Annotated in this window: 20 protein-coding genes and 1 pseudogene; 11 read left to right on the top strand and 10 right to left on the bottom strand. The window is 67.6% G+C overall.

The window, feature by feature from the left end; translation table 11 throughout:
* Positions 1–86: 86 nt before the first annotated feature.
* Positions 87–707, bottom strand: a complete 621-nt coding sequence (locus tag H7A86_RS13820; protein WP_119131511.1) for a TetR/AcrR family transcriptional regulator — start codon at positions 705–707, stop codon at positions 87–89.
* Between the two features lie 129 nt (positions 708–836).
* Here H7A86_RS13820 and H7A86_RS13815 point away from each other — a divergent pair, with 129 nt between their 5' ends.
* From H7A86_RS13815 to H7A86_RS13795, 5 genes and pseudogenes are all read left to right on the top strand, one after another.
* On the top strand, positions 837–2,060 hold the full coding sequence (locus tag H7A86_RS13815; protein WP_119131236.1) for an efflux RND transporter periplasmic adaptor subunit: 1,224 nt from the start codon (positions 837–839) through the stop codon (positions 2,058–2,060).
* A gap of 16 nt (positions 2,061–2,076) precedes the next feature.
* Positions 2,077–5,220, top strand: coding sequence for an efflux RND transporter permease subunit (locus H7A86_RS13810; RefSeq protein WP_119131237.1), 3,144 nt, complete (start codon positions 2,077–2,079; stop codon positions 5,218–5,220).
* A 1-nt stretch (position 5,221) separates the two neighbouring features.
* The gene (locus tag H7A86_RS13805) at positions 5,222–6,718 is read left to right on the top strand and encodes an efflux transporter outer membrane subunit (RefSeq protein WP_104581864.1); all 1,497 of its coding nucleotides are present in this window, start codon (positions 5,222–5,224) and stop codon (positions 6,716–6,718) included.
* Positions 6,711–7,394 (top strand): TetR/AcrR family transcriptional regulator, encoded by a 684-nt coding sequence (locus tag H7A86_RS13800; protein WP_119131238.1) that lies wholly within the window; start codon positions 6,711–6,713, stop codon positions 7,392–7,394. The genes H7A86_RS13805 and H7A86_RS13800 overlap by 8 nt, the downstream gene beginning before the upstream one ends.
* Before the next feature lie 117 nt (positions 7,395–7,511).
* Positions 7,512–7,673 (top strand): annotated as a pseudogene (locus H7A86_RS13795) (aldo/keto reductase); the annotation flags it as partial.
* A gap of 255 nt (positions 7,674–7,928) precedes the next feature.
* On the opposite strand, the gene H7A86_RS13790 reads toward H7A86_RS13795, so the two are convergent.
* Entirely contained in the window at positions 7,929–8,828 is a 900-nt protein-coding gene (locus H7A86_RS13790) for a LysR family transcriptional regulator (protein ID WP_119131239.1), read from the bottom strand.
* A 192-nt stretch (positions 8,829–9,020) separates the two neighbouring features.
* Here H7A86_RS13790 and H7A86_RS13785 point away from each other — a divergent pair, with 192 nt between their 5' ends.
* Positions 9,021–9,494 (top strand): (R)-mandelonitrile lyase, encoded by a 474-nt coding sequence (locus tag H7A86_RS13785; RefSeq protein ID WP_164739142.1) that lies wholly within the window; start codon positions 9,021–9,023, stop codon positions 9,492–9,494.
* A 103-nt stretch (positions 9,495–9,597) separates the two neighbouring features.
* Here the strand turns inward: H7A86_RS13785 and H7A86_RS13780 are convergent, their stop codons facing one another.
* Positions 9,598–10,506 carry an AraC family transcriptional regulator gene (locus tag H7A86_RS13780; protein ID WP_119131240.1) on the bottom strand — a complete coding sequence of 303 codons (909 nt, stop codon included), beginning with the start codon at positions 10,504–10,506 and terminating at the stop codon, positions 9,598–9,600.
* Between the two features lie 240 nt (positions 10,507–10,746).
* On the opposite strand from H7A86_RS13780, the gene H7A86_RS13775 reads away from it, so the two are divergent.
* Entirely contained in the window at positions 10,747–10,950 is a 204-nt protein-coding gene (locus H7A86_RS13775; protein ID WP_104581868.1) for a hypothetical protein, read from the top strand.
* Positions 10,951–11,535: 585 nt separating this feature from the next.
* Here H7A86_RS13775 and H7A86_RS13770 read toward each other — a convergent pair.
* Entirely contained in the window at positions 11,536–12,450 is a 915-nt protein-coding gene (locus tag H7A86_RS13770) for a LysR family transcriptional regulator (RefSeq protein WP_119131241.1), read from the bottom strand.
* Positions 12,451–12,550: 100 nt separating this feature from the next.
* Here H7A86_RS13770 and H7A86_RS13765 point away from each other — a divergent pair, with 100 nt between their 5' ends.
* Both H7A86_RS13765 and H7A86_RS13760 read left to right on the top strand, forming a co-directional pair.
* A complete protein-coding gene (locus H7A86_RS13765) occupies positions 12,551–13,762 on the top strand; it encodes an MFS transporter (protein ID WP_119131242.1) in 1,212 nt (403 codons plus the stop codon).
* Between the two features lie 167 nt (positions 13,763–13,929).
* On the top strand, positions 13,930–14,961 hold the full coding sequence (locus tag H7A86_RS13760) for an aldo/keto reductase (protein WP_119131243.1): 1,032 nt from the start codon (positions 13,930–13,932) through the stop codon (positions 14,959–14,961).
* Between the two features lie 108 nt (positions 14,962–15,069).
* Here the strand turns inward: H7A86_RS13760 and H7A86_RS13755 are convergent, their stop codons facing one another.
* Together H7A86_RS13755 and H7A86_RS13750 are read right to left on the bottom strand one after the other, a co-directional pair.
* Entirely contained in the window at positions 15,070–17,448 is a 2,379-nt protein-coding gene (locus H7A86_RS13755; protein ID WP_119131244.1) for a TonB-dependent receptor, read from the bottom strand.
* 408 nt (positions 17,449–17,856) lie between these two features.
* Complete coding sequence (locus H7A86_RS13750; protein WP_119131245.1) at positions 17,857–19,923, bottom strand: TonB-dependent receptor; 2,067 nt, start codon at positions 19,921–19,923, stop codon at positions 17,857–17,859.
* Positions 19,924–20,086: 163 nt separating this feature from the next.
* Here H7A86_RS13750 and H7A86_RS13745 point away from each other — a divergent pair, with 163 nt between their 5' ends.
* Together H7A86_RS13745 and H7A86_RS13740 are read left to right on the top strand one after the other, a co-directional pair.
* The gene (locus tag H7A86_RS13745; protein WP_104581874.1) at positions 20,087–20,503 is read left to right on the top strand and encodes a MerC domain-containing protein; all 417 of its coding nucleotides are present in this window, start codon (positions 20,087–20,089) and stop codon (positions 20,501–20,503) included.
* A gap of 136 nt (positions 20,504–20,639) precedes the next feature.
* Positions 20,640–20,822, top strand: coding sequence for a 30S ribosomal protein THX (locus H7A86_RS13740; RefSeq protein WP_016904806.1), 183 nt, complete (start codon positions 20,640–20,642; stop codon positions 20,820–20,822).
* A 256-nt stretch (positions 20,823–21,078) separates the two neighbouring features.
* Here H7A86_RS13740 and H7A86_RS13735 read toward each other — a convergent pair whose 3' ends face one another.
* Genes H7A86_RS13735 through H7A86_RS13720 form a run of 4 tightly spaced genes read right to left on the bottom strand, consistent with a single transcriptional unit; the run spans position 21,079 to position 25,803 of the window.
* Positions 21,079–22,422, bottom strand: coding sequence for a chloride channel protein (locus H7A86_RS13735; protein WP_119131246.1), 1,344 nt, complete (start codon positions 22,420–22,422; stop codon positions 21,079–21,081).
* A gap of 43 nt (positions 22,423–22,465) precedes the next feature.
* Positions 22,466–23,761, bottom strand: coding sequence for an alkaline phosphatase family protein (locus H7A86_RS13730; protein WP_119131247.1), 1,296 nt, complete (start codon positions 23,759–23,761; stop codon positions 22,466–22,468).
* A gap of 36 nt (positions 23,762–23,797) precedes the next feature.
* On the bottom strand, positions 23,798–24,343 hold the full coding sequence (locus H7A86_RS13725) for a methylated-DNA--[protein]-cysteine S-methyltransferase (protein WP_119131248.1): 546 nt from the start codon (positions 24,341–24,343) through the stop codon (positions 23,798–23,800).
* On the bottom strand, positions 24,340–25,803 hold the full coding sequence (locus H7A86_RS13720; RefSeq protein WP_104648077.1) for an AlkA N-terminal domain-containing protein: 1,464 nt from the start codon (positions 25,801–25,803) through the stop codon (positions 24,340–24,342). The genes H7A86_RS13725 and H7A86_RS13720 overlap by 4 nt, the downstream gene beginning before the upstream one ends.
* Positions 25,804–25,854 lie beyond the last annotated feature (51 nt).

The following is a 25,854-nucleotide window of genomic DNA, read 5'->3' as shown; positions in this document are numbered from 1 at the left end:
ACCCAACGTGCGAGTGCCATGCACGCGCATCAGTGAGGTCGCTAGCGACGCATCGCTTAACCCAAGGTATCAGACACCACCGCGCATCACGCCGCGGCGTCGGTCTTGCCGCCATAGCCCGCCAGAAACAGGGCGACCGCGCGCTGCGTCGCCTCGCGCAGATACGCGGGCGAGGGGTTCCTGAGTGCGCCGAACAGGCAGGGCATCAGGGTTTCCGCCTCCAGTAGCCCACCGAACTGCCTGGCCGCGATCAGGACGTCGGCGCAGCGGATCACGCCGCGATCCATCTGCGTCTGCAGATAGTCGGCCATGCGCTGCACACCTTCTTCCGGGCCGGAATTGAAGAACAACGCGCCCACGTCCGACCGCCCCGACACGCCGATGATGGTCTGCCAGATGGTGATCGAGCTGGGCGCGCACAGGAAGCTGAGGATGTCCTCGCCGAAGCGCTGCAGGGTCTCGGCGACCGGGCCGTTGCTCTGCGAAAGCGCGTCCAGCAGCGGGTCGATGTAGCGGTCGGACATGTCCTTGGCAAACGCCACAAACAGCTCATCCTTGGACGGGAAATAGCCGTAGAGCGTGCGCTTGGAGCCGCCGACGCGGGCGGCGATCTGCGACATCGAGGCGCCTTCGAAGCCCAGTTCGAGGAACACCTCGCTGGCCGCCTGCACGATGGCGTCGCGTTTTCCTTCGGTTCTGACCCGCATCAACTGACTCCCTTGGGTAGTTAAGTATACCGACTGGGCAGGAATGCTTGACGGCCACGGATGCGCTTATTAGGATACCGAACCGTACCGTTTATATTTAACCATCCTGCGTTCCGTCGGAGACCTCCCGTGCGTCCTCATGCTTCGTTTCGCCTGCTCCTGCTTGCTGCTGCCGTTGCAGCCACCCTCCTGCTCAGTGCCTGCGGCAGCCCGCCGGGCGGACCGCCGCCGGAGGAGGGCATGCCCGAAATGGGCGTGCTGACCGTCAGGCCGCAGCCGGTGACCCTGACCACCGAGCTCCCCGGGCGCACGGTTCCCTACCTGATCGCCGAAGTTCGCCCGCAGGTGGGCGGCATCGTGCAGTCGCGCCAGTTCACCGAGGGCGGCGACGTCAAGGCCGGGCAGACGCTGTACCAGATCGATCCGGCGACCTACCGCGCCAGCTATGCCAGCGCCCAGGCCACCCTGGCCAAGGCGCAGGCCAACCTGCGCACCGCCAGGCTCAAGGCCGAGCGCTACACCGAACTGGTGCAGATCAAGGCGATCAGCCAGCAGGACGGCGACGACACCGCCGCTGCACTGGGCCAGGCCGAGGCCGACGTGGCGGCCGGCAAGGCCAGCGTGGAAACCGCGCGCATCAACCTGGCCTTCGCGCGCCTGGACGCGCCGATCTCCGGCCGCATCGGCCGCTCCAGCGTCACCCCGGGCGCCTTGGTGACCGCCAACCAGGCCACCGCGTTGACCACCATCCAGCAACTGGACCCGATCTACATCGACGTCACCCAGCCCAGCGCGGCCTTGCTACGCCTGAAGCAGGCGATGGCGCGCGGCGAGCTGGAGAAGGCCGGCGACGATGCGGCCAAGGTGTCGCTGCTGCTGGAAGACGGCAGCACCTATCCGCTGCAGGGCCACCTGGCGTTTTCCGATGTCACCGTCGACCAGAACACCGGCTCGATCACCCTGCGCGCGGTGTTCCCGAACCCGAATGCGGAGTTGTTGCCGGGCATGTATGTGCGCGCGGTGCTGCAGGAGGGCATCAAGGAGCAGGGCGTGCTGGTGCCGCAGCAGGCGGTCTCGCGCAATGGCGCCGGCAAGCCGACCGCGTTCGTGGTCGGTGCCGATCACAAGCTGCAACTGCGCGTACTGGACACCGACCGCGAAGTCGGCGACCAGTGGCTGGTGCGCAGCGGCCTGAAGGCCGGCGAGCAACTGGTGGTCGAAGGCGTCTCGCGCGCCCGCGACGGCATCGAGGTCAAGACCGTGCCGTGGCAGCCCAAGGGCAAGCCTGCCGCCGGTGCTGGCAATGCTGCCGGCACGCCTTCCGCCCCGACCGCACCGCGTGCGGCCAACTGAGGCGGGATCACACGTCATGGCACGCTTCTTCATCGATCGTCCGATCTTCGCCTGGGTGTTGGCCATCATCGTGATGCTGGCCGGCATCCTGTCCATCGCCACCTTGCCGATTGCGCAATACCCCAGCATCGCGCCGCCCGCCGTCGCCATCACCGCCAACTATCCGGGCGCCTCGGCGCAGACCCTGGAAGACACCGTCACCCAGGTCATCGAGCAGAAGATGAAGGGGCTGGACCACCTCAGCTACATGGCCTCCACCAGCGAATCCAGCGGTGCGGTGACCATCACGCTGACCTTCGACAACGGCACCGATCCGGACACCGCGCAGGTGCAGGTGCAGAACAAGTTGTCGCTGGCCACGCCGTTGTTGCCGCAGGAAGTGCAGCAGCAGGGCGTGACGGTGACCAAGTCGGCCACCAACTTCCTCAACGTGCTGGCCTTCACTTCCGAAGACGGCAGCATGAGCGATTCGGACCTGTCCGATTACGTGGCTGCCAACGTGCAGGAAACCATCAGCCGCGTCGAAGGCGTGGGCGACACCACCTTGTTCGGCTCCCAGTACGCGATGCGGGTATGGATGGACCCGAACAAGTTGAACAACTTCAGCCTGACCCCGGTGGATGTACGCACCGCGATCCAGGCGCAGAACGCGCAGGTGTCGGCCGGCCAGCTGGGCGCGTTGCCGGCGGTGCCCAACCAGCAGCTCAATGCAACCATCACCGCGCAGACCCGGCTGAAGACCGCCGGGGAGTTCGAGAACATCCTGCTGCGCACGCAGTCCGATGGCTCGCAGGTGCGCCTGCGCGATGTGGCACGCATCGAACTGGGCAGCGAGAGCTACAACACGGTGGGCCGCTACAACGGCAAGCCGGCCGCCGGTCTGGCGATCAAGCTGGCCACCGGCGCCAATGCGCTGGATACGGTGCGCGCGATCGACAAGAGCCTGGAGGAGCAGGAGAAATTCTTCCCGCCCGGCATGAAGGTGCAAAAGCCGTACGACACCACGCCGTTCGTGCGCATCTCCATCGAGCAGGTGGTGCATACGCTGATCGAAGCGGTGGTGCTGGTGTTTCTGGTGATGTACCTGTTCCTGCAGAATTTTCGCGCGACGCTGATACCGACCATCGCGGTGCCGGTGGTGTTGCTCGGCACCTTCGGCGTGCTGGCGGCGTTCGGTTTCACCATCAACACGCTGACCATGTTCGCGATGGTGCTGGCGATCGGCCTGCTGGTGGACGATGCCATCGTGGTGGTGGAAAACGTCGAACGCGTGATGGGCGAGGAGCAGTTGTCGCCCAGGGACGCCACGCGCAAGTCGATGGACCAGATCTCCGGCGCGCTGGTCGGCGTGGCCCTGGTGCTGGCTGCGGTGTTCGTGCCGATGGCGTTCTTCGGCGGTTCCACCGGTGTGATCTACCGGCAGTTCTCGATCACGATTGTTTCTGCCATGACCTTGTCGGTACTGGTGGCGATGATCCTGACCCCGGCCCTGTGCGCCACCTTGCTCAAGCCGGTGGAGAAGGGCCATGGTCTGGCGACCACCGGCTTCTTCGGCTGGTTCAACCGCCTGTTCGATCGCGGCAACACCGGCTACCAGGGCGTGGTGCGGCACATGCTGGGCAAGGGCTGGCGCTACATGCTGGCCTATGCGGTGTTGCTGGCGCTGGTGGTGTTCGGCTTCATGAAGCTGCCGGTGGGCTTCCTGCCGGACGAGGACCAGGGCACGCTGTTCGTGCTGGTGCAGTTGCCGCCCGGTGCCACCGATGCGCGCACCGGCGAGGTGCTCAAGCAGGTGGAGCATCACTTCCTGGTCGATCAGAAGGACTCGGTCGCCGGCATCTTTGCGGTCTCCGGTTTCAGCTTTGCCGGTACCGGCCAGAACGTGGGCTTTGCCTTCGTCAAGTTGCGGCCGTGGGACGAGCGCACCGGCAAGGGCCAGAGCGTCACCGACGTGGCGGGCAAGGCCGGTGCGTTCTTCAGCACCATTCGCGATGCCAAGGTGTTTGCGTTCGCACCGCCGGCAGTCTCCGAGCTGGGCAATGCGACCGGCTTCGACCTGATGCTGCAGGACCGCGCCAACCTCGGCCACGCCGCCTTGATGCAGGCACGCGATCAACTGCTGGCCGAGCTGTCGCAGGACAAGCGGCTGGTGGCGGTGCGCCCGAACGGGCAGGAAGACACGCCCGAGTTCAAGCTGGAGATCGATTCGCACAAGGCGCAGGCCATGGGCGTGTCGATCGCCGATATCAACAACACCTTCTCCAGCGCCTGGGGCAGTACCTACGTCAACGACTTCATCGACAAGGGCCGCGTCAAGAAGGTGATGCTGCAGGCCGATGCGGCGTACCGCATGAATCCGCAGGACATCGACCGCTGGTTCGTGCGCAACAGCGCCGGCACGATGGTGCCGTTCAACGCCTTCGCCACTGCCAGCTGGCAATCGGGCTCGCCGCGGTTGGAGCGTTACAACAGCGTGCCGTCGGTGGAGATCCTGGGCATCGCGATGCCCGGTGCGGCCTCCAGCGGCGAGGCGATGCAGATCGTGGAAGCGGCGGCGGCCAAGTTGCCGCCGGGCATCGGCTACGAGTGGACCGGGTTGTCGCGGCAGGAAAAATCCTCGACCGGCCAGACCGGGCTGTTGTACGGGCTGTCGATCCTGATCGTGTTCCTGTGTCTGGCCGCGTTGTACGAAAGCTGGGCGATTCCGTTCTCGGTGATCCTGGTGGTGCCGCTGGGCGTATTCGGCACGCTGCTGGGCGCAATGCTGACCTGGAAAATGAACGATGTGTACTTCCAGGTAGGCCTGCTCACCACGATTGGCCTGGCATCGAAAAACGCGATCCTGATCGTGGAATTTGCCAAGGAACTGCACGAAAGCGGCAAGAGCCTGGTCGCAGCGGCACTGGAAGCGGCGCGCATGCGCCTGCGGCCGATCCTGATGACATCGCTGGCCTTCATCCTGGGCGTGGTGCCGCTGGTGCTCGGCAGTGGTGCCGGTGCAGGCGCTCAGCACGCCTTGGGCACCGCGGTGATCGGCGGCATGTTGTCCGGCACGATCCTGGCGATCTTCTTCGTGCCGCTGTTCTTCGTGCTGATCAGCGGCTTGTTCAAGCGCCGCGCACAGCCCACTTCGCCCGCACCGCAACCGGCAGGACACTGAGATGACACCGATCCGCATGACATTGACCGCGATGGCGGTGGCCGGCGTGCTGTCCGGATGCACCCTGATGCCGCGCTATGCACGGCCCGACGCACCGGTGCCCGAGCGTTTTGCCGGCACCGAGCTCGCGACGGCATCCAATACCACCGCTGCCGCCAGCCCCGAGCCGGCGGTCGATATCGCCAACATCGGCTGGCGGCAGGTGTTCACCGACCCGGCGCTACAGCAGGTGATCGCGCTGGCATTGGAGAACAATCGCGACCTGCGCGTGGCCGCACTCAACATCGAGGTGGCACGTGCGCAGTACCGGGTGGAGCGCGCTGCGCTGCTGCCCGCCGTGCAGGGCACCGGCACCGCCAATAACGCGCGCACGCCGGCGGAGCTGGCCATTCCAGGCCAGCCGCAGGTGTTCCGGACCTACAGCGCCAACATCGGCGTCAGTGCGTACGAGCTGGATCTGTTCGGGCGTGTGCGCAGCCTCAAGGAACAGGCGCTGCAACAGTTCCTGTCCACCGCCGAGGCACGCCGCAGCGCCCATATCAGCCTGGTGGCCGAAGTGGCCACCGCCTATCTGACGCTGGCGGCCGATCAGCAGTTGCTGCAGCTGGCGCAGTCCACCTTGAGCAGCCAGGGCGACAGTTATCGCCTGCAGCAACGCAGTTTCGAGCTGGGTGTGGCTTCGCAGCTCACCTTGCGCCAGGCGCAGACCACGGTGGAAACCGCGCGCGTGGACGTGGAGCGCTATACCGCGCAGGTGGCGCAGGACCGCAACGCCCTGGTGCTGCTGGTCGGCACGCAGCTGCCGGCGGAGCTGTTGCCGCGGGCCTTGCCCGACGGCGCCAGCGTGGACGGCAACGTGCTGGCCAGCGTGCCGGCCGGCTTGCCGTCGCAGTTGCTGCAGCGTCGCCCGGATATCCTCGAGGCCGAGCGCAACCTGCGTGCGGCCAATGCCAACATCGGAGCGGCGCGCGCGGCGTTCTTCCCCAGCATCAGCCTGACCGCATCGACCGGCTCGTCCAGCAGCAGCCTGTCCAACCTGTTCGATTCCGGCACCCGCGCCTGGAGCTTCGTGCCCACGCTGACGCTGCCGATCTTCAACGCCGGGCGTAACCGCGCCAACCTGGACATGGCCAAGGCCAACCGCGATATCGAGGTGGCGCAATACGAAAAGGCGATCCAGAGCGCGTTCCGCGAGGTTTCCGATGCGCTCGCGCAACGCGAGACCCTGGGCCGGCAATTGCAGGCGCAACAGGCCCTGGTCGATGCCACCGCCGACAGCTACCGGCTGTCGCAGGCGCGCTTCGAACGCGGCGTGGACAGCTACCTGCAGGCGCTGGATGCGCAGCGCTCGCTGTACAGCGCGCAGCAGAGCTTGATCACCACGCAGCTGTCGCGCTTCACCAATCTGGCGACGTTCTACAAGGCGATGGGCGGTGGTTGGCTGCAATCGGCCGAGCCGGCGGTGGCAACGACTGCGACGGGGCAGCCACGTGGATGACGCCGCTGCCGAACCGCCAGCACCCAGGCATGCACCGCACGACAAACGTGGTGCGATTCTGCGCGCGGCAGGCGAGCTGTTTCCACGCCAGGGCTTCGACAGGACCAGCATGGACAGCATCGCCGAGCGCGCAATGGTGTCCAAGGCCACGGTGTATGCGCATTTCGCCTCCAAGGAGGTGCTGTTCCGCACCACCCTGGAGGCGCTGGCGCACCAATCGCCCAATCCCTGGGAGGCGCTGTTGAACATGCGCGGGCCGTTGCCCGTGCGTCTGCTCGCCATCGCCGATGCGGTCGTGCGCATGGCGGCCAGCAATGCACTGGGCGATGCCGCGTATGGACTGGTGCGGCCGCCGGCACTGCCCAGCCAGATGCGCGAGGAGATGTGGACGCTGGGCTTCGAACGCTACGACACCACGATGCGTGCGGTGCTGGCGCGCGAAGTGGAGCAGGGCAGCCTGGTCATCGACAATCTGCCGGATGCCTCGGTGCATTTCTTCGGATTGATGACCGGGATGCCGGCCAATGCGGCGCTGCGTGGCAACCCATTGCAGGCACCGGCCGCCACGCCGCACGCGTATGTCGCCAGTGCGGTGGCGCTGTTCCTGCGTGCGTATCGGCCGCAATCGCCAGCGGTGACCACGGCAGGCAAGCGCGAGGTGCCGAGCGGGTTCTAGCTGCGGGGCAGGCAGCGTGATGGATGGGGGGCGGTGGTGTCCGCGCTGGGCCTGGGCTGCATGGGCCTGAGCTATGGCTACGGGCCGGCGACCGCGCGCAAGGTGTTCGCTCTGCACTTTCCCGGCACCACCAAGCGGCATCGCCTGGAAGAAAATCTGGGCGGCGCCGCATTGACCCTGAGCGGCGAGGATCTTGCGCGGATCCAGCAGGCGCTGGATGCGGTGGCGATTGTCGGCGAGCGTTACCGCCCGGAGCGGCAGAAGCTGGTCGGTAAATAACCCCGGCGATCCTGACCGCCAACCGACGTAGTTGTAGGAGCGTGCCCGCGCGCGATGGAGCTTTACCGAGAAAGCCCCGTCGCGCGCAGGCACGCTCCTACACACGCATGTCAGCGCACCAGAGCTTGCCGCAGTACGTCGGTCACCAGCCTCAAACCTGCCGCCAACCGACGCGGTTGTAGGAGCGTGCCCGCGCGCGACGGTGCCTTACCGATAAAGCCCTGTCGCGCGCAGGCACGCTCCTACACGGACGCGTCAGCGCGCCGGATCGTGCCGCAATGCGTCGATCACGACCTTGAGTGCGCTCGAGGTTTGGCGGCGGCTGGGGTAATAGGCGTAATAGCCGTCGAATGGGGCGCACCAGTCCTCCAGCACGCGGCGTAGCCGGCCGGCGGCGAGGTGCTCCACTACCATGGTTTCCGGCAAGAACGCGAGTCCGCCGCCGGCCAGTGCGGCACGCAGCACCGCGCTGCTGCCGTTGAAGGTCCATTGCCCGTCCACGCGGACCTTGACCTCGTGCCCGTCCTTTTCGAAGTCCCAGACCAGCAAGCCGCCGTGGGTGGGCAGGCGCAGGCCGATGCAGTTGTGCCCGGCCAGGTCGGCCGGGGCAGCAGGGATGGTGTGGTGCACGAAGTAGCCCGGCACCGCCACCACCGCCATGCGCTGCATCGGGCTGATCGGCACCGCGACCATGTCCTTGGCGACCTGATCGCCCAGCCGGATGCCGATGTCGTAGCGCTGGGCAACGATATCGGCCAGCCCGTAATCGACGGTGATCTCGATCCTGAGGTCAGGATAGTCGGGCAGCACCTGCGACAACGCTGGCCAGATGTAGGCGTCGGCGGCGTGGCCGGTAGTGGTGATACGGATGGTGCCGGCCGGCGTGTCGCGGAAGTTGGTGAGCGCGGACAGTTCGTGGTCGATCTCCTGCAGCCGCGGAGCCACGGTGTCGAACAGGCGTGCGCCGGCTTCGGTCATCGACACGCTGCGCGTGGTGCGGGTCAACAGGCGGATGCCCAGACGTGCTTCCAGTGCGCGCACGGTATGGCTCAGCGCCGATTGCGAGACGCCAAGCTGCGCGGCGGCGCGGGTGAAGCTGCCTTCGCGCGCCACGGCGACGAAGGCCTGCAGATCGTTGAGGTTTTCCCGCGCCATTGGTTGCGAATGCCGACTCCACCGCATGCCATTCATGCGGCTGCATCATGCGCGATGGTGCGTGATGGCTCCACACCCGGCGGGTCATGGCCGCATTGATGCGCTGTGTTTCTAGGTGCATGCGCTGCTGCCTGGGTAATGCCGGTGCGCCTGCACGCTACAGTGCAGTCACTTGAATCGAGGAGCACGGCCATGAATCTGTTTGCAACCGCGATGTCGCTGTCGATGATGGCTGCCGTCACGCCCGCAGGTGAAGAGCGACACGCGATCAGGGTGAGCAAGGCCGGCGGCGCCGCATCTGCAGCCGGCCCGGCCGACTATTTCACCGGCACCGTGCGCATCGATGCGCCTTTCCAGGCCGATGCGCCGGCGCGGGTGGGCGGTGCCACCGTCACCTTCGAGCCGGGCGCGCGCACCGCCTGGCACACCCATCCGTTGGGGCAGACGCTGATCGTCACCGCCGGCGCCGGGCGTGTGCAGGAATGGGGCAAGCCGGCGCAGCAGATCCGCCCGGGCGACATCGTGTGGATTCCGCCGGGCGTCAAGCACTGGCACGGCGCCAACGCGACCGTGGCGATGTCGCACATCGCCATCGCCGAAGCGCAGGATGGCTCGCCGGTGACCTGGCTGGAGCAGGTCAGCGAGGCGCAGTACGCGGCCGAGTGACACGGTGCTCAACGATGACGTGGTGCGGTCTGCCGCGTCATCGTCGGTGATACATGTCGCTTAGTGCGGGCGCGTGACTGCGCTCCACTGCGCGCGGACAGGCTTACGCCGCTTGTGTCGCAGCCTGTGCCCCGGCACGCAACCGTTGTGCGTCACGTGCGGGCGGCGCGCCGAGAATGCGCGCGTAGTCGCGACTGAATTGCGAGGCGCTCTCGTAGCCGACGCGGAAGCCGGCATCAGCGGCATTCAGCGCTTCGGCCAGCATCAGCCGGCGCGCTTCGTGCACGCGCAGATGCGAGCGATATTCCAGCGGCGTCATCGAGGTGACCGCCTTGAAATGCGCATGAAAGGTGGAGCGGCTCATTGCCGACAGATCGGCAATCTGCTCGATGCGGAAGCGCTGTGCGTAATGCTTGCGCAGCCAGACAATGGCTTTGGAAATCTGGTTGAGTCGGCTGTCGGCGATGGCCATCTGGCGCACCACCGCATTGGCCGGATCGGCCATCAGGCGATAGAGCACTTCGCGCAGCACCAGCGGTGCCAGCGCGGCAATCTCCTGGGGTTGATCGAGCAGACGCGCCAGCCGCACTGCAGCGTCCTGCAATGGCGGCGTGCTGTGGTTGAGCAACAAGCCGGCCTGCGCCGCATCGCGCTGCGGCTCGGCCAGCTCCGGGTGGCTGACGGCCAGGTCGCTCAGCACGGCGGTGTCCAGATCCAGGCAGAAACACAGATACGGCTGCGCGGCGCTGGCCTCGATCACCGAACCGACGATCGGCAGATCCACCGACGCCACCAGATACATCTGCGGGTGATAGAGATACGCCGCCGCGCCCAGCATCGCCTGCTTGCGGCCTTGCGCCACCAGGCACAGCATCGGCGTATAGACCGTGGGCACCGACACCGTTGGCGAGGCGCTGCGCATGATCTGCAGCCCGGCAATCCGGGTGGCGTGCATGCCATCGCCAGGGGCGTGGCGCAGCAGGATGTCGGTCATCTCGGTCAAGGCGGACATGCAGGACTCGGCAGTGGCACCAGGCGGCCTGGCCGCGATGCCGTCGATCGTACAAGACCGGATGTCATGGAGCCGGCAGGTCCGCAGCAGCGGCAGGCCACGGCAGCGCCGGTTGGCGCCGACACGCGCGTTCAGGCGCTTGCACGCCCAGCGCCTCAACACGACAGGCCCGCCATGATCTGATAGGGCGCTCACGCGCGCGCCGTATCATGGGCGTCTGTTTCCGTGATCGCCTCGCCCATGCCCGCAAAACGTTCGACCATCCCCACGCCGACGCGCCCCGCCGACTGGAAGGCGCTCGAGGCCGCCGCCACGGCCGAACTTGCGCGTCGCACAGCGCAAGCGCATCAGCAGATCCTGGGATTGTTGAACACGCATGGGCATCTGCTCAGCGAGGCGCAGCGGCGCGGCTTGCACAAGCGCTTGGTGCGTGCGGGGGGCTAGGAGCGGCGACAAAATTCTATGTCGGCAGCGGCGAGGTGTTGGTCACGCGCGCCTTGTTGAGCGGTGAGTCGAATGCGCGGTGCCCTCGCCACCTGCGGGACACGCCGTGAATCCGTCCCTGGAGGCTCCTGGACGGCATCCATGCCGCCGAGGGTCCCGCAAGCGGCGAGGGCACCGCACCAGAAAGTTGGTCGGTTATCGCATCAAAGGCCGCTTGTCGTCGGATGTGCAGCAAATGTTGCGACGTTGAGCCGGCGCATCAGTATCGGACAACCTGATTTTCGAACAACGCGCATCGTGCATTGCTTGCACCTGCACACCGACCATCCCGACAGGTCCTTGCCCGGCTACCGTCGCGGGACCTTGAGCGGCATGGATGCCGCGCCAGAACCTATACGGACGTACTTGCGGCGTGTCCTGCGATGGTGGGCGGGCGAGGGGCATGCAGTAAAGCCGCAGATCACCCGCTCTACAGCTGATCCATCCGCAAAGCCGTAGATTGGCTGCTCTCCAAGACGTCACGTCGCAGCCACGCATCGCTCCGCGTCCAGCCAGCACTGGCCGACGCAAGCACCAAACTTGCGTTTAACCGACACGCTCCCACGGCGGCACCTCGCCCAGGCGTTCCAGCAGAAACTCCACGAATGCGCGCACGCGCGGTGGCTGCAGCTGGCGGGCCGGCATCACCGCGTTGATCTGCGTGGTCGGTGGCGGGTAGTCGGGGAGGACCTCGACCAACCGGCCGTCGCGCAGTTCCTCGGCAATGTGCCAGTACGAATGCAACGCGATGCCTTGGCCGGCGACGGCCGCATCGCGGATCAACTCACCGAAATTGCTTTCGAAGCGGCTTTGCATGCGCACGCGTACCAGGCCGCCCTCCGGCGTTTGCAACCGCCACACGTCCTGACGGCCGTCGCGGCCCATCAGCAGCACGCCGGCATGCCCGGCCAGGTCGTCCGGCGTGCGCGGGGTGCCATGGCGCTTCAGGTAATCGGGCGAGGCGGCGAGGGTGCGGCGGTTGTCGGCGATGCGCCGCGCCACCAGCCCGGAGTCGTCCAGCGGGCCGATGCGGATCGCCAGATCGAAGCCTTGCCTGACCAGGTCCACCAGGTCGTCGCTCAGATGCGCGCTGATGTGCACGCGCGGATGCCGGGCCTGGAATTCCGGCAGCAGCGGCGACACGTATTGCCGCCCGAACGAGGCCGACAGGGTCATGCGCAGGATGCCGCCGACCGCGTGTGCGCTCTCGCGCAGGTCGTCGGCCAGCGCGTCCAGATCCTGCACCAGCACGCGGCCGCGCTCGGCCAGGCGCTGGCCCTCGGGTGTGGGGTGCAGCCGGCGCGTGGTCCGGTGCAGCAGGCGCACGCCCAGGTCGCGTTCCAGCCGCTTCAGGCGCTGGCTGGCGACCGCCAGCGACAGGTCCAGGCTGCGCGCACCGGCGGTGATCGAGCCGGAATCGAGCACGCGCAGGAACAGCGCGATGTCGCCGAGGCGGTCCATGCGATTCTCAATGATTGGTTGATAGTGAATCAGGATAGCAGGGGTTTTTGCTTAGGACGCCGGAGCGCAGGCTGTGGGTCGTCTTCCCTGGTCCCTGCCCATGTCCGCTTCCGTGCGTTCTTCCCGCTTTCCGCCAGCGCTGCTGGCGCTGACCATCGGTGCCTTCGGCATCGGCACCACCGAGTTCGTGATCATGGGCCTGCTGCAGCAGGTGGCCACCGACCTGGGCGTGTCGCTCAGCGCCGCCGGCCTGCTGATCAGCGGCTATGCGCTGGGCGTGTTCGTCGGGGCGCCGGTGCTGACGCTGGCCAGTGCGCGCTTGCCGCGCAAGGCGGTGCTGGTCGGGTTGATGGCGATCTTCACCATGGGCAACGTGGCCTGCGCGCTGGCGCCGGACTACACCAGCCTGATGGTCGCGCGCGTGCTGACCTCGCTGGCGCACGGCACCTTCTTCGGCGTGGGCGCGGTGGTGGCGACCTCGCTGGTCCCGGCCGAGCGCCGCGCTTCGGCAATCTCGCTGATGTTTGCCGGGCTGACCGTGGCCACCCTGCTGGGGGTGCCGGCCGGCGCCTGGCTGGGCCTGCAGCTGGGCTGGCGGGCGACGTTCTGGGCGGTTGCGAGCGTCGGCGTGCTGGCCACGGCCGCGGTGGCGCTGTGGGTGCCGGCGAACGCAGGCGCGGCCGCAGCGGTGTCATGGCGGCAGGAAGTGGCCGTGCTGGGGCGCGGGCAGGTGGTGCTGGCGCTGGCGATGACGGTGGTGGGCTATGCCGGCGTGTTCGCGGTGTTTACCTATATCCAGCCGTTGCTGGTGGAGGTGACCGGTTTTGCGCAGACCGCGGTGTCCCCGGTGTTGCTGGTCTTCGGCGTCGGCATGATCGTGGGCAATCTGCTGGGCGGGCGTCTGGCCGACCGGCGTCCCACCGCCGCCTTGCTGGGCAGCCTGGCGGCATTGGTGGTGGTGCTCGCTGCGATGGGCCTGGTCCTGCACAACAAGACCGCGATGGTGGTGTTCGTCGGGCTGCTGGGCGTGGCCGCCTTCGCCACCGTGGCGCCGCTGCAACTGCGCGTGCTCGAGCATGCGCGTGGTGCCGGCCAGAACCTGGCCTCCAGTCTCAATATCGCCGCGTTCAATCTGGGCAATGCCGTGGGCGCCTGGCTGGGCGGTGTGGTGATCGCCACCCATGCCGGCCTGGTTGCCACGCCGTGGGTTGCCGCGTTGTTGAGCGCGATGGGCCTGGGGATCGCGTTGTGGAGCGTGCAGCTGCAACGCCGGCGTGCCGCTGCGCCGGGCGTCTGCGTGCAGACGGGTTGATTCGGTCCTGCGGGCGCAGCGCGCAGTACTTGCGCAACCGGCAGACCTGCGCGATCGGCGCCATCGGCGCAGGTCGCCGGCGAGCGGATCGTCGCGGCTGGCGTCGCGCAGTGGCCGATCTTCCGGCACTGCGCGTGGATTTTCTTTCGGTTCCAAGGAGTAGTGCGATGGACACACGTTTTCTCGGCCGGTCCGGTTTCAAGGTGCCGGTGCTCGGTCTGGGTGCCGGCACCTTCGGCGGCAAGGGGCCGCTGTTTTCTGCCTGGGGCGCGACCGATGTGGCGCAGGCGCAGCGCATGATCGATCTGTGCCTGGAGGCGGGCCTGAACCTGTTCGACACCGCCGATGTGTATTCGGACGGTGCCTCCGAAGAGATTCTCGGCCAGGCGCTGCAGGGGCGCCGCGATCAGGTGATCCTGTCGACCAAGACCGGCCTGCGCCTGGGCGATGGGCCCAACGATGCTGGTGCCTCGCGCTTCCGCCTGTTGCGTGCGGTGGATGCCTCGCTGCGGCGCCTGCGCACCGACCATATCGATCTGCTGCAGCTGCATGCCTTCGATGCGATGACCCCGATGGAGGAAACCCTGTCCACGCTGGATGAGCTGGTGCGTGCAGGAAAGGTGCGCTATCTGGGCGCGTCGAACTACGCCGGCTGGCAGTTGATGAAGTCGTTATCTGTGGCGGACGCGCATGGCTGGAGCCGCTTCGTGGCCAACCAGACCTACTACTCGCTGGCCGGGCGCGACTACGAATGGGAGCTGATGCCGCTGGGCATCGACCAGGGCGTGGGCGCAGTGGTGTGGAGTCCGCTAGGGTGGGGCCGCCTGACCGGCAAGCTGCGCCGCGGCCAACCGCTGCCGGACACCAGCCGCCTGCATACGACGGCCGCTGCGGGCCCGGCGATCAGCGATGAGCGCCTGTTCGACATTGTCGATGTGCTGGACGCCATTGCCGACGAGACCGGCCGCAGCGTGCCGCAGATCGCCATCAACTGGCTGCTGCAACGGCCCACCGTGAGCACGGTGCTGATCGGCGCACGCGACGAGGCGCAGTTGCGCCAGAACCTGGGCGCGGTGGGCTGGTCGCTGACGGACGCGCAACGCGCGCGCCTGGATGCGGTGAGCGCGGTGGAGCCGCCGTATCCGTACTACCCGTATTGGCGCGGGCATTTTGCAGAGCGCAGCCCGCTGCCGGTGTAGACATGGTGGCCGCCCGCGTGCCACCGGCAGACGCCAGCACCACGCGCCGCGGGCTGGTGGGCGCACGCTGCGGCGTGGGCAGCGACAGTTGCAGGCCTTCTGCGCGGATCACCAGCGATACGCCACCGACATCTGGTACTGCCGCCCGGCAATCGGCCGGCCCATGAACACGCCGCCGGTGGCCGCACCGGGCACGCGTACATTGCCTTCGGTCAGCCCCAGCGTATCGGTGACGTTGCTGCCGCTGGCGGTCACTTCCCAATGCTCGCCCACATGCAGGTTGGCGCCGATATCCAGCATGTCGTAGGACGGCAGGCGCTGGCTGTTGGCCAGGTCGGCGAAGCGATCGCCGATGTAGGAGTAGGTGGCGAACAGCTTGAGGTCGCCGAACGGCAGCATCCAGTAGTAGCTGGGCGTCACGCGGAACTGCCGCTTGGGCTGGCGCATCACCTGGTTGCCGGTGAACTCGCGGTAGTTGCGGTATTTCGCATCCAGCCACACCCCGGTGCCGGCCAGCTCGAAGCCGCCGAACGGCCGGATGGCGCCTTCCACCTCCAGGCCGCGCGCGCGCGAATCCCCAACGGTGGTGAAGTTCTGGCCATTGGCCAGAAACGCCTGGAACGGCGAATTCTTGAAGGTGTTGTAGAACGCGGTCAGATACAGGTCGTAGCTGCTGGCGCCGGACTTGAGCCCGAGTTCGTACTGATCCACGTCCTGCACGCGATTCTGGCCATCGCGCAGATTGTCGAAGCCGGGAAACTTCACCCCTGAGTTGACGCGGGCGAACAGGCTGTTGCTGTCGTTGAGCTTGAAGTTCAGGCCCGCCGTCCACGAGAACGCCTCGTCGTGCTGGTCGATGCGGCGCGTGCTGGCCAGCGCCAGCGAGGTGGCGTTGTCGTACAGCGTGGCCGGGTTGCCGTCCAGGTCCACCGTGGCGGTGTCGTGCACGTCACCGGTGACGCTCTGGCGCTCGTAGCGTGCGCCCAGGTCCAGACGCAGCTGGTCGTTGATTTCCCATTCGTCGGCGACGAAGGCGGCGATGTTCTCGCCGTCGTAGTTGGCGCGCAGGTTGAAGAACGCGGTGCTGGTGAAGCCCTGCCGCGTGGCCTGGCGCCCGTCAGCCAGATCCACGTCGATGCGGCGCGCGTTGTTCTGCGCGGTGAGCAGCATAGTGTTGCCCAGGTACCAGGTATCTGCGGAGGAATACCTGGCGTAGTACGTGCCTACGGTGAGCGTATTGCCGGCAAACAGTTCGCGGCTCAGGCGCAGGTCGTTGGTGACCGAGTTCAGGCGCTTGTCCACCGACCACCAGCCGGCTTCCAGCACCTGCTGGTTCGAATCCACCGCGCCGCCGCCGTTGGTGAAGCGGCCGCTGCCAGCGCTGCCATAGCCGGCGATGAAGTCGCCCAGCCGCTGCGGCGCATCGCCGGTGAACAGAGCATAGGTCGGCGCGCTGCCGCTCATCACGTTGAAGCGGTCGGCGATGGTCCAGTCGCCGCGCTCCCAGTTCAATTCGCCGCCGAACACATCGATGTTGACGCCGCGCCCATCGGCCAGATCGCGCTGGATGGTCTGCCCGTTCGGCCCGACCAGCAGATCGACATTGCGGAAATCGCGGCCGAGCAGGGTGCCGGTCTGCGCATTCAAGCCGGGGAAACTGGACAGGTCGTTGCCGTTGTTGCGCGACAGCAGCGGAATGGCGGTGTAGAAGGCGTTGTTGTCGTCGGTATGCCGCGCGTAGAACGACACCTCGCCGCTGTCCCAGCGCTTGCTCAGCGTGGCGCTGAACTGGCCGCCCTTGTCGGCGGCGAACTGCGGGTCGCGCACGCCATCGGTTTCGCGGAAGAACCCTCCCACGCTGTAGTACCAGCCATTGCCCATCGGCCCGCTGTTGAACACATCGATGCGGCGCAGGGCGTTGTTGCCGCCGGTCAGGCGCACGCTGCCTTCCGGTTCGTCCTGGCCTTTTTTCTGGATGAAATTGACCGTCAGCCCCGGCTGCCCGTTGGAGAAGATCGGGCTGGAACCGCCACGCAACACCTCCATGCGCTCGACCGTGTCGTCGACACGGAACAGCGTGGAATTTTCCAGAAACGACAGGCTTGGCGGCGGAAACAGCGGCGAGCCGTCCAGTTGCATGGTCACGAACGGCGCATCGCCTTCGGACGGCATGCCGCGCACGAAGATGTTGGCACCGGTGCCGCCACCGCTGGGCTCGGCCCATACGCCCGGCACGATCTTCAACAGGTCCGCGGTGCTCTGCGGGACGGCCTGCTGAATCTGCTCCGGGCTGGCGGTGGTGATCGAAAAGCTGGCATCGCGCTTGGCCAGGCCCTTGAAGCGCGCGGTGCCGCTGACGATCACCGCATCCAGCGTGGTGGCGTCCTGTTGTGGCGGTGCCGCAGGGGCGGTTTGCGCGTAGGCGACAGGGCTGAGCAGGGCGATGATGGTCAATGACAGGGCGTGGCGGGACAGGGACGAGGTCATGCGTGCTCTCCTTCAATCGCAGCGATCGACGCAAGCCCCGCAAAACACGGGCGGGCGCCGGAAAGGTAATGTGCCGCACAGGAGCGCGCCGGAACGGCAACGCGCGCATGCAGTGCGTGTTGCCGTTCTAATGGAAGCCGTGGCAAAAGCTGTTGTGCGCCGCATCAGCGGCAGACCGCGATGGCGGGCTGGTCGGCAGCCAGGCAACGCAGGTGCCGGCCCTCCGCAGCGGTGCACGGACCGGGAGAGAAGGCGTCCTGCCCGATCGCAACCGGTGTCAAGCGCATCACGTCCCGTCTGCACATGCAGCTGTTTTCCGCCGTGCGACCACCAGCCGGCTGCGCAAGCTGACACATGACGAGGCCGCCCGAAGGCGGCCTCGCTTATGACGGCGGGAGAGAGGTACCGTCAGAAGAACATGCGCACGCCGAACGAGGCGCTGCGGCCGGGAAGCATCACATCGTCCTTGAGGAAGGAGGTGTGCACGCGTGCGTCCTGGTTGGTCAGGTTGTTGCCGTCCAGGAACACTTCCCACGCATTGCTGCCGCGGTCCACGTGGTAGGCCAGATGCGCATCGACGAACGTGTAGCCGTCGGTCGGGGTTTCGTTCACTGCCACCTTGTCCTGCTTCATGGTGCGGGTGGCACCGAGCGAGGCGCGCCATGCATCGGCATTCCAGCGCATCTGCGCGCCGACACGGCCCGGGGCGATGCGCGGCAGGTTGCCGCCATCCTTCAGGCGCGCACGCACGGTGTCGCCGAACACGCGCAGGTCCCACGCGCCGGTGTCGTTGTCGGCCAGATGGAAGGTGGCCTCGCCCTCGAAACCGTGGAAGACCGCATCGTTCTGCGTCCACTGGCGGATCGGCAGGAAGTCGTTGTCCTCTTCGTTGAACCACTGGCCGCCGGTATCGACGATGTAGACGAAGTCGTTGTAGCGGTTGTAGTACGCAGCGATCTTGGCATCGACCCAGGTGTTCTGGAAGTTCAGCCCCAGCTCGGCCTGGTTGGCCTTCTCGGTCTTCAGGTCCGCATCGCCGATCTCGTAGGCGAGGGTGGCGATATGCGGGCCGTTGGCGAACAGCTCCTCCTCGGCCGGCGCGCGCTCGGCATGGTCGAGGTTGGCGGTCAGGCGCCACTGTTCGTTGAAGCGGAAACCGCCGCTGGCCGAGAAGCTGGTCGGGGTGAAGTCGCGGTCCACGCCGATGTCGGTCCGGTACTTGACCTTGTCCACGCGCGCGCCGATTTCGGCGGTGACGCGGTCCCAGCTGTTGCGCGCAACGCCGAACACGCCCAGCGAGCGGGTGTCGGTCTTGGGGACGAAGGATTCTTCGCCCACTGCCTGGAAGGTGGTGTCGCTGCCCTGCAGGCCGAATGCGGTCTTCCAGCCGCCGCCGAAGGTGAAGGAAGCCTCCACGCGGCCTTCGTTGGCGCGCTTGGTGAACACGGTGCCGACTTCTTCGCCTTCGAATTCGGTATGCGCGTAATCGGTATGACCGAAGCTGTAGCGCAATGCACTGCCTTCGCCCCAGGGATCGGTCAGCCCGCCCTTGAGGTCGTAGCGGTCCTGCTGCAGCTTCAACGACACCCCGCGCTCGCCGATCGACAGATCGCCCGGCTCGCCGGGGTTGCCGTAGTTGTCGCGGAAGCGCGAGGCCGACAGGCCGACGAAGCCCCAGTCGCCGGACAGCGAGGCGCCGACCGATCCGACCTTGGAGTCGATCCAGGAATTGGCTTGGCGTCCTTGCGGGGTGTCGTAATCGTTCTGGTTGCGGTACACGCCGTCGGCATGGATCGACAGCCCGCTGCCGTTGCCGGCATCGACGCGGAACATGTCGGTGTTGCCGTCCTTGTCGCCGCCGTCGAAGCGCACTTCGGCGCGGCCGCTGAAGCCGTCCACCGGGGTTTCGGCAATGCGTCCGTCGACCACGTTGACCACGCCGCCGATCGCGCCGGAGCCGTACAGCAGCGTGGACGGACCCTTGAGCACTTCGATCTGGTTGGCCAGGAACGGCTCGATCGCCGGCGAGTGATCCTGGCTGACCGTGGACACGTCCTGGGTGGACAGGCCGTCGCGCAGCACCGCCACGCGCGGGCCGTCCAGGCCACGGATGATCGGCCGGCCGACGCCGGGGCCGAAGTTGGAACTCTGCACGCCGGGCAGGCTGGCCACGGTTTCGCCCAGGCTGGAACTGCGCACTTCGTCCAGGCGTTCGCCGGCCAGCACTTCGACCGGGCGGCTCAGCTCGCCGGCCGCATCGCGCAGCGGGCTGGCGGTGACGACGACCTTGTCCAGGTCCTTGATGTGGCGGCCACTGGAAGCGGTGGCGTCGTGGCGCGTGTCCGAGCTGGGCGGGGTCTGCGGGTCGGCAACCGCCGGCGCGTCGGCGGCCATGGCCAGGGCGGGCGTCAGCAGGCTGGTCAAGGCCAGCGAGAGGGTGGAGCGACGAAGCGAGAAAACGGGGCGAGGGTGCATGGCGGGCCGGACTCTGTGATTGTTACTTTATATCAACGATAAGGCGCAGCTTGGCCACTGCGCCGACGGCGGGACCCGCTCAGCTGCGCGATGCAGTGGTGCGGGCCTGGAACAAGGAAGATGTTATATTATTCCACATCGCCGCGAGCCCCTGCTGGAAGTCATGCCTCTACCGTCTCTTCGCCATGTGCTCGACCGCTTCGGTGCGACCGGTTCGCTGCTGTGCGCCGTGCATTGCGCGGTGCTGCCGCTGGTGCTGGCCCTGGCCCCGTCCCTGGGCCTGTCGTTCTGGCTGGGCGACGGGGTCGAACGGGCCATCGTGGTGTTCGTGACGCTGCTGGGCCTGTTCAGCCTGGTGCTGGGCTATCGCCGGCACAAGGCGCTGCATGCGCTGGCGCTGCTGCTGCCTGGCCTGTTGTTGCTGTGGGCCGGCCTGCTGTACGACCCGCTGCATCACGCGGTGCTGCCGCATGCCGTGGTGATGACGCTCGGCGGCGCGCTGGTCGGCATCGCCCACCTGGTCAATCTGCGTCTGAATCACGGGCACGCCCACGTCCACGACGCCAGCTGCGTCCACTAGCCCGGGCTGCGCGGGCAGGGGCCTACGTGGTAGGCTTGCCGGCCTTGCGCGAGGGCGCCGCCGGCGTAAACCTCGCCAGACCCGTGTTCAGCGCGGGGATTTTGTATTCAGTATTCACATTCAGGAGTCGACGAACATGGGTAAGGGTGACCGCAAGACCGCCAAGGGCAAGCGCTACAATTCCAGCTACGGCAATTCGCGTTCGCACGCGGTGAGCAAGGTCGTCGTGGGTGCAGCTGCCCCGGTTGCCAAGAAGGGCGTGGTCAAGGCGCCGGCCAAGAAGGCTGTCGCCAAGAAGACCGTTGCCAAGGCCGGCTGATCCCTAGCCCGCTTCGCGACACCAGAACGCGGCGCTTGCGCCGCGTTTTTTTATGTCCGGCATCGGCGCAGACGCGCGCTGCAGCGCTTGCCCGAGCAGCCATTCCGCTACCGGCCTGCGTCGAAGCGGCGACGTGCGCGCCGCTGGCGTCGGTTCGCGCATGGCACGGCAACGCCGGCCGTAGTGCGCGGCGGTCATGGCCGGTATCTGCACACTACGGTCGGTCGGCCCTGCGCCGCTCTCCCGCGTGGGGTGTTCAGTGCGTCGTTGCCGTAGCCGGCGAGGTGCGGGACGGCGTCGGCGCCAGCAGCTGTTCGGCCAGGCCGCGATAGATCGGCGTCCTGCACACCAGCCCGGACATGGCACGCGCAATCAGCACGGTGGCCAGGATCGGCAGCAGCATCTGGCTGGTGTCGGTCAGTTCCAGCGAGATCACCGCCGAGGTCAGTGGCGCCTGGGTCACGCCGGTCAGATACGCGCACATGCCCAGCAGCACGAAGGTGCGCGGGTCCACGCCCGGCATCAGCACCGACAGGTTGTGGCCGATGCCGGCACCCACCGCCAGCGCCGGCGAGAACAGGCCGCCCGGAATGCCGGCCAGGTACGAGACCAGGTTGGCCAGCAGCTTCATCAGCCCGAATTCGTGGCCGACCACCGCGTGGCCCTGCACCAGGCTGCGAGCCTGCTCGTAGCCGGTGCCGAACGCGCCCTGCCCGAACACCAGCGCCAGGCCAACCAGAGCCACGCCGCACAGCGCGGCCAGCAGCACCGGATGGCGCTGGCGCAACGCCGCCAGCCAGCGTGGCTTGCCGCCGACGCTGGCCAGCACCAGGCGCGCGAAGATGCCGCCGAGCAGGCCGGCCACGCAGCCGCAGAGCGCGATCGCCAGCCAGGCCTGGCCCAGCGGCAAGGCCACCGCCACCTTGCCGAAGTAGGTGTAGTTGCCCAGCAGGCCCAGCGACACCACGCCGCCGACGATCACCGCGGTCAGCAGGGTGCCGGAGAAGCGGTGTTCGAAGCGCCCGCTCAATTCCTCGATCGCAAACACCACCCCGGCCAGCGGCGTGTTGAACGCCGCGGCGATACCGGCAGCGCCGCCGGCCAGCAGGAAATGCGAGAGCTCGCGCGGATCGCGAAACCCGAACCAGCGCCCGAACACATGCATCAGGCTGGCGCCGACATGCACGGTGGGGCCTTCGCGTCCGACCGAGGCGCCACCGAGCAGCGACAAGGTGGTCAGGGCAAGCTTGCCGATCGACACCCGCAGCGACAGATTGCTCTGGCGGAATGCCGCGTCGTCATGTTCCAGCGCCGCGATGACCTGCGGAATGCCGCTGCCACGCGTCGGCCGCATTGCACCGGAGGTGAGCCAGGCCAGCAGGGCGAAGATGCCCGGCGTCAGCAGCAGCGCCCACCAGATCGAATGCGCGGTGATGCGCTGGAACACCTGGAAGGCGGCGTCGCTGGCCTTGGCGAACACGATCGCCACCAGCGCCACTGCGATGGCGCCACCCCACAGTGCGGCGCGGCGACGCCAGCCTTCGCTGGACAACAAAGGCCGCAGCCGAAGCCGGCGCGGCGAGGGATCAGGAGCAGACATGGCGCCATTGTCGCATCCGCGCAGCGCGGCCGCGACGCGTCACTCAGCGCGTATCGGCCGGCGGCACGCGCAAGGCCGGCAGCAGCGTGGCGGGATTGCCATCGTTGGGCGCGGCAGGAATGCCCAGCAATCGTGTCATCAGCGCATACACATCGACGTTGTCGAACCCCGGCAAGCTCTTGCCCTGCGCCAGATCCGGGCCCTGCGCCAGGAACACTGCGCGCATCGACGGCAGCGCCGGATCGAAGCCGTGCGAACCGCGCATCTGATCGCGCGGGCGCCTGGCCAGCTTGTCCGGGAACAGTGCATCCCAGCCTTCGTGCATCTGGCACACGATCGGCGGAATGCGCGGATGGGTGCTGTAGTGCCAGCGTGCGGGCAGCGCCGTCTTGCGCCAGCAGTCGTACTGCGCATGCGCGCCGAGCAGGCCGGCTTCGGCGCGTGCCTGCTGTCCCGGCAATGGCGCAAAGCCGATGACCTGCCCCTCGGTCACGGCGGTGGCGATATCTGGCCGCACCATGTCCTGCACGCTGATCGCCTGCCCGGGCGGCACCTCGGCCATGCCGTGGTCGGACACCACGACGATATTGGTGCGCTCGCGCGTGCCGTCGCGCTGCATGCCGGCCAGCAGCCGGCCGATCGCGCCATCCACCGCACGCACGCTGTCGGCGTATTGGCGCGATTCCGGGCCGTGGTCGTGGCCGGCTTCGTCCACGTGTTCGAAATACAGCGTGACCAGGCGATTGCGGTCCGCGCCGGACGCGGCCAGCCACCCCAGCACCTCGTCCACGCGCGCGTCCAGGCTGGTGCCTTCTTCGTAGTGGCGCCACCGCGTGGGGCGCACACCGCCGATCGCCGCCTCGCTGCCGGGCCAGGACCAGGTCGCGGCATGCAGGCCGTGCGTTTCGGCGCCGACCCACAGCGGCTCGCCGCCCCACCAGCGCGCATCGCCGACCGCGTCCTGCTTGCTCAGCCAGAAGCTCCCCAGCGTCGCATCGCGCATGCTGTTGTGCACGATGCCGTGGCGGTCCGGTCGCAGGCCGGTGACCAGCGTGTAGTGATTGGGAAAGGTCAGCGACGGGTACGACGGCGTCATCCAGCGCGCACGCACGCCGTCGTGCGCCAGCTGCGACAGATGCGGTGTGATGCCGCGATCGAGCATGTCCGCGCGCAGGCCGTCGATGGAGATCAGCAGCACGCTGTGCGCTGAATCGCTGTGCGGTGCGTTTGCCGACGCGGGCGCCGCCGGGGCGGGCGCTGGCGTACTGCGCGAAGGGGCGTGAGAACTACAGGCCGCGAGCAGTGCAAGCGCGGCAAACACAAGACGTCGATCGATCATCGCCCCAGTTTACGGCGTCGCAATGACGTCGCGAAGTCAGCGCGTGCCAGCGATGGAGGTTGCGGCGAACAGATCGTCGGTCGCCGCGCTCCGGCGCGGTGACCAGCCCTCCAGCTGCAACAGCGCCTGCTTGGTCGGCAGGCCGCCGCCGAAGCCGGTCAGCGCACCATTGGCGCCGATCACGCGATGGCAGGGCAGCACGATCGGGAGTGGATTGCGTCCATTGGCGGCGCCGACCGCGCGGCTGGCGGCCGGGCGTCCCACCGCGTGCGCGAGTTGCGCATAGCTCCAGGTCTGCCCGAACGGAATCTGCGCCAGCGTGTGCCAGACCTGCAGCTGGAACGGCGTGCCGGTCGGTGCCAATGGCAGGTCGAAGCTGCGCCGCCCGCCATGCAGGTAATCGAGCAATTGCTCGCGCGCCTCGCGCACCAGCGGCGCATCCGGGGCATGCTGCCAGCGCGCGCGGCCGATCGCGTCGTAGCGGTTCTGCGCGAACAGGATGTGGTGCACGCCGGCAGCATCGGCGGCCACGCTGAGTGCGCCGATCGGCGAGGGAAAGGTGTCGTACTGCAGTGTGCTCATGAACGGGTGTCCTTGCGATCGACAGCGAGATGCCAAAGGTGCAACACGGCGTAGGCGCGCCAGGGTCGCCAGGCCTGCGAGCGCGCTTCGGTGGCACGCTCGCTCAGGCGCTCGGGGGTGCCGAGCACCTGCTGCAGGATCAGGTCGCCGGCCGGAAACGCATCCGGATGCGAGAGCGCACGCATGGCGATGTAGTGCGCAGTCCACGGCCCGATGCCGGGCAAGGCCGTGCAGGCGGCGACGAATTCGGGCAGGCGCTGGCCGGCGCCGAAATGCAGCCGCCCTTGCGCACACGCCGAGGCCAGCGCACGCAACGTGGCGGCGCGTGCACGCGGCAGGCCGAGCTGTTCCAGCGGCGCTTCGGCCAGCTGTGCCGGAGTCGGAAAGATGCGGTCCAGGCCGGGCGGCATCTCCACATGATGGCCGCCATGCCGATCGACCAGCCGCGCCGCCAGCGTCGCCGCGCCGGCCACGCTGATCTGCTGGCCCAGCACGGCGCGCACGGCCACTTCGAAGCCGTCCCAGCCACCCGGTACGCGCAGGCCGGGGCGGCGCGCGATCGCCTCGGCCAGCAGCGGCTCGGCCGCCAGCGTGGCGTGCACCGCCTGCAGGTCTGCATCCAGATCGAACAGCCGGCGCACCCGCCGCACGATCTGCGGGATCTGGCGCGGGTCGGTCGCGCCGATCCGCAGCAGCAACTCCGCACGCTGCGGCGCCGCGCTGACCTCGATCAGCGTCGCGTTGCCCGGGGTGCCGATCACGCGCCGGTAGCCGCTGGCGTCGACCTGCTCGATACCGGGAATCGCGCGGCGCTGCAGAAATGCCAGCATCGCCGGCAGGTCCAGCGGCGGGCGATAGCCCAGGCGCAGGGTCAACGCGCCACCCGGAACCTCGGCACGCTGCTTGCGCAGCGCCGATGGCGGCATCCCGCAGCCTTCCAGGAAGGCCGCATTGAAGCGACGCAGGCTGTTGAAGCCGGCCGCCAGTGCGACCTCGGTCACCGGCAATGCGGTCTCGGTCAGCAGCTGCTTGGCCAGCAGCAGCCGGCGCGTGCCGTGCACCTGGATCGGGGTGGCACCGAGCTGCTGCACGAACTGCCGCTGCAGTTGGCGTGCGCTCAGGCCCACTGCGTCGGCCAGGGTCTGCACCGGCTGCTCCTGCAGGGCACCGTCGGCAATCATCGCCAGTGCGCGTTGCACGCTCTCTTCGCCCAGATGCTGCTGCGCCTGCGGCGACAGCTCGGGGCGGCAGCGCAGGCACGGCCGGTAGCCGGCGGCACTGGCTGCCGCCGCGCTGGGGTAATAGCTGATGTTGCCCGGCTTGGGCGGCGGTGCCGGGCACACCGGGCGGCAGTAGATGCCGGTGCTGCGCACCGCGGTGAAGAACAGCCCGTCGAAGCGCGCATCGCGCGCCAGGCGGGCGCGGTCGCATTGGAGTCGGTCGGGCGTGGCGGTCTGCATGGGGCCAGTCTATGCGCTCACTCCAGCCGCGGCTGGCCGTTTTCGGACAGG

The sequence above is a fragment of the Xanthomonas euroxanthea genome (genome assembly GCF_903989455.1).
Classification (GTDB): domain Bacteria; phylum Pseudomonadota; class Gammaproteobacteria; order Xanthomonadales; family Xanthomonadaceae; genus Xanthomonas; species Xanthomonas euroxanthea.
This window is presented reverse-complemented; position numbering and strand designations above follow the sequence as displayed.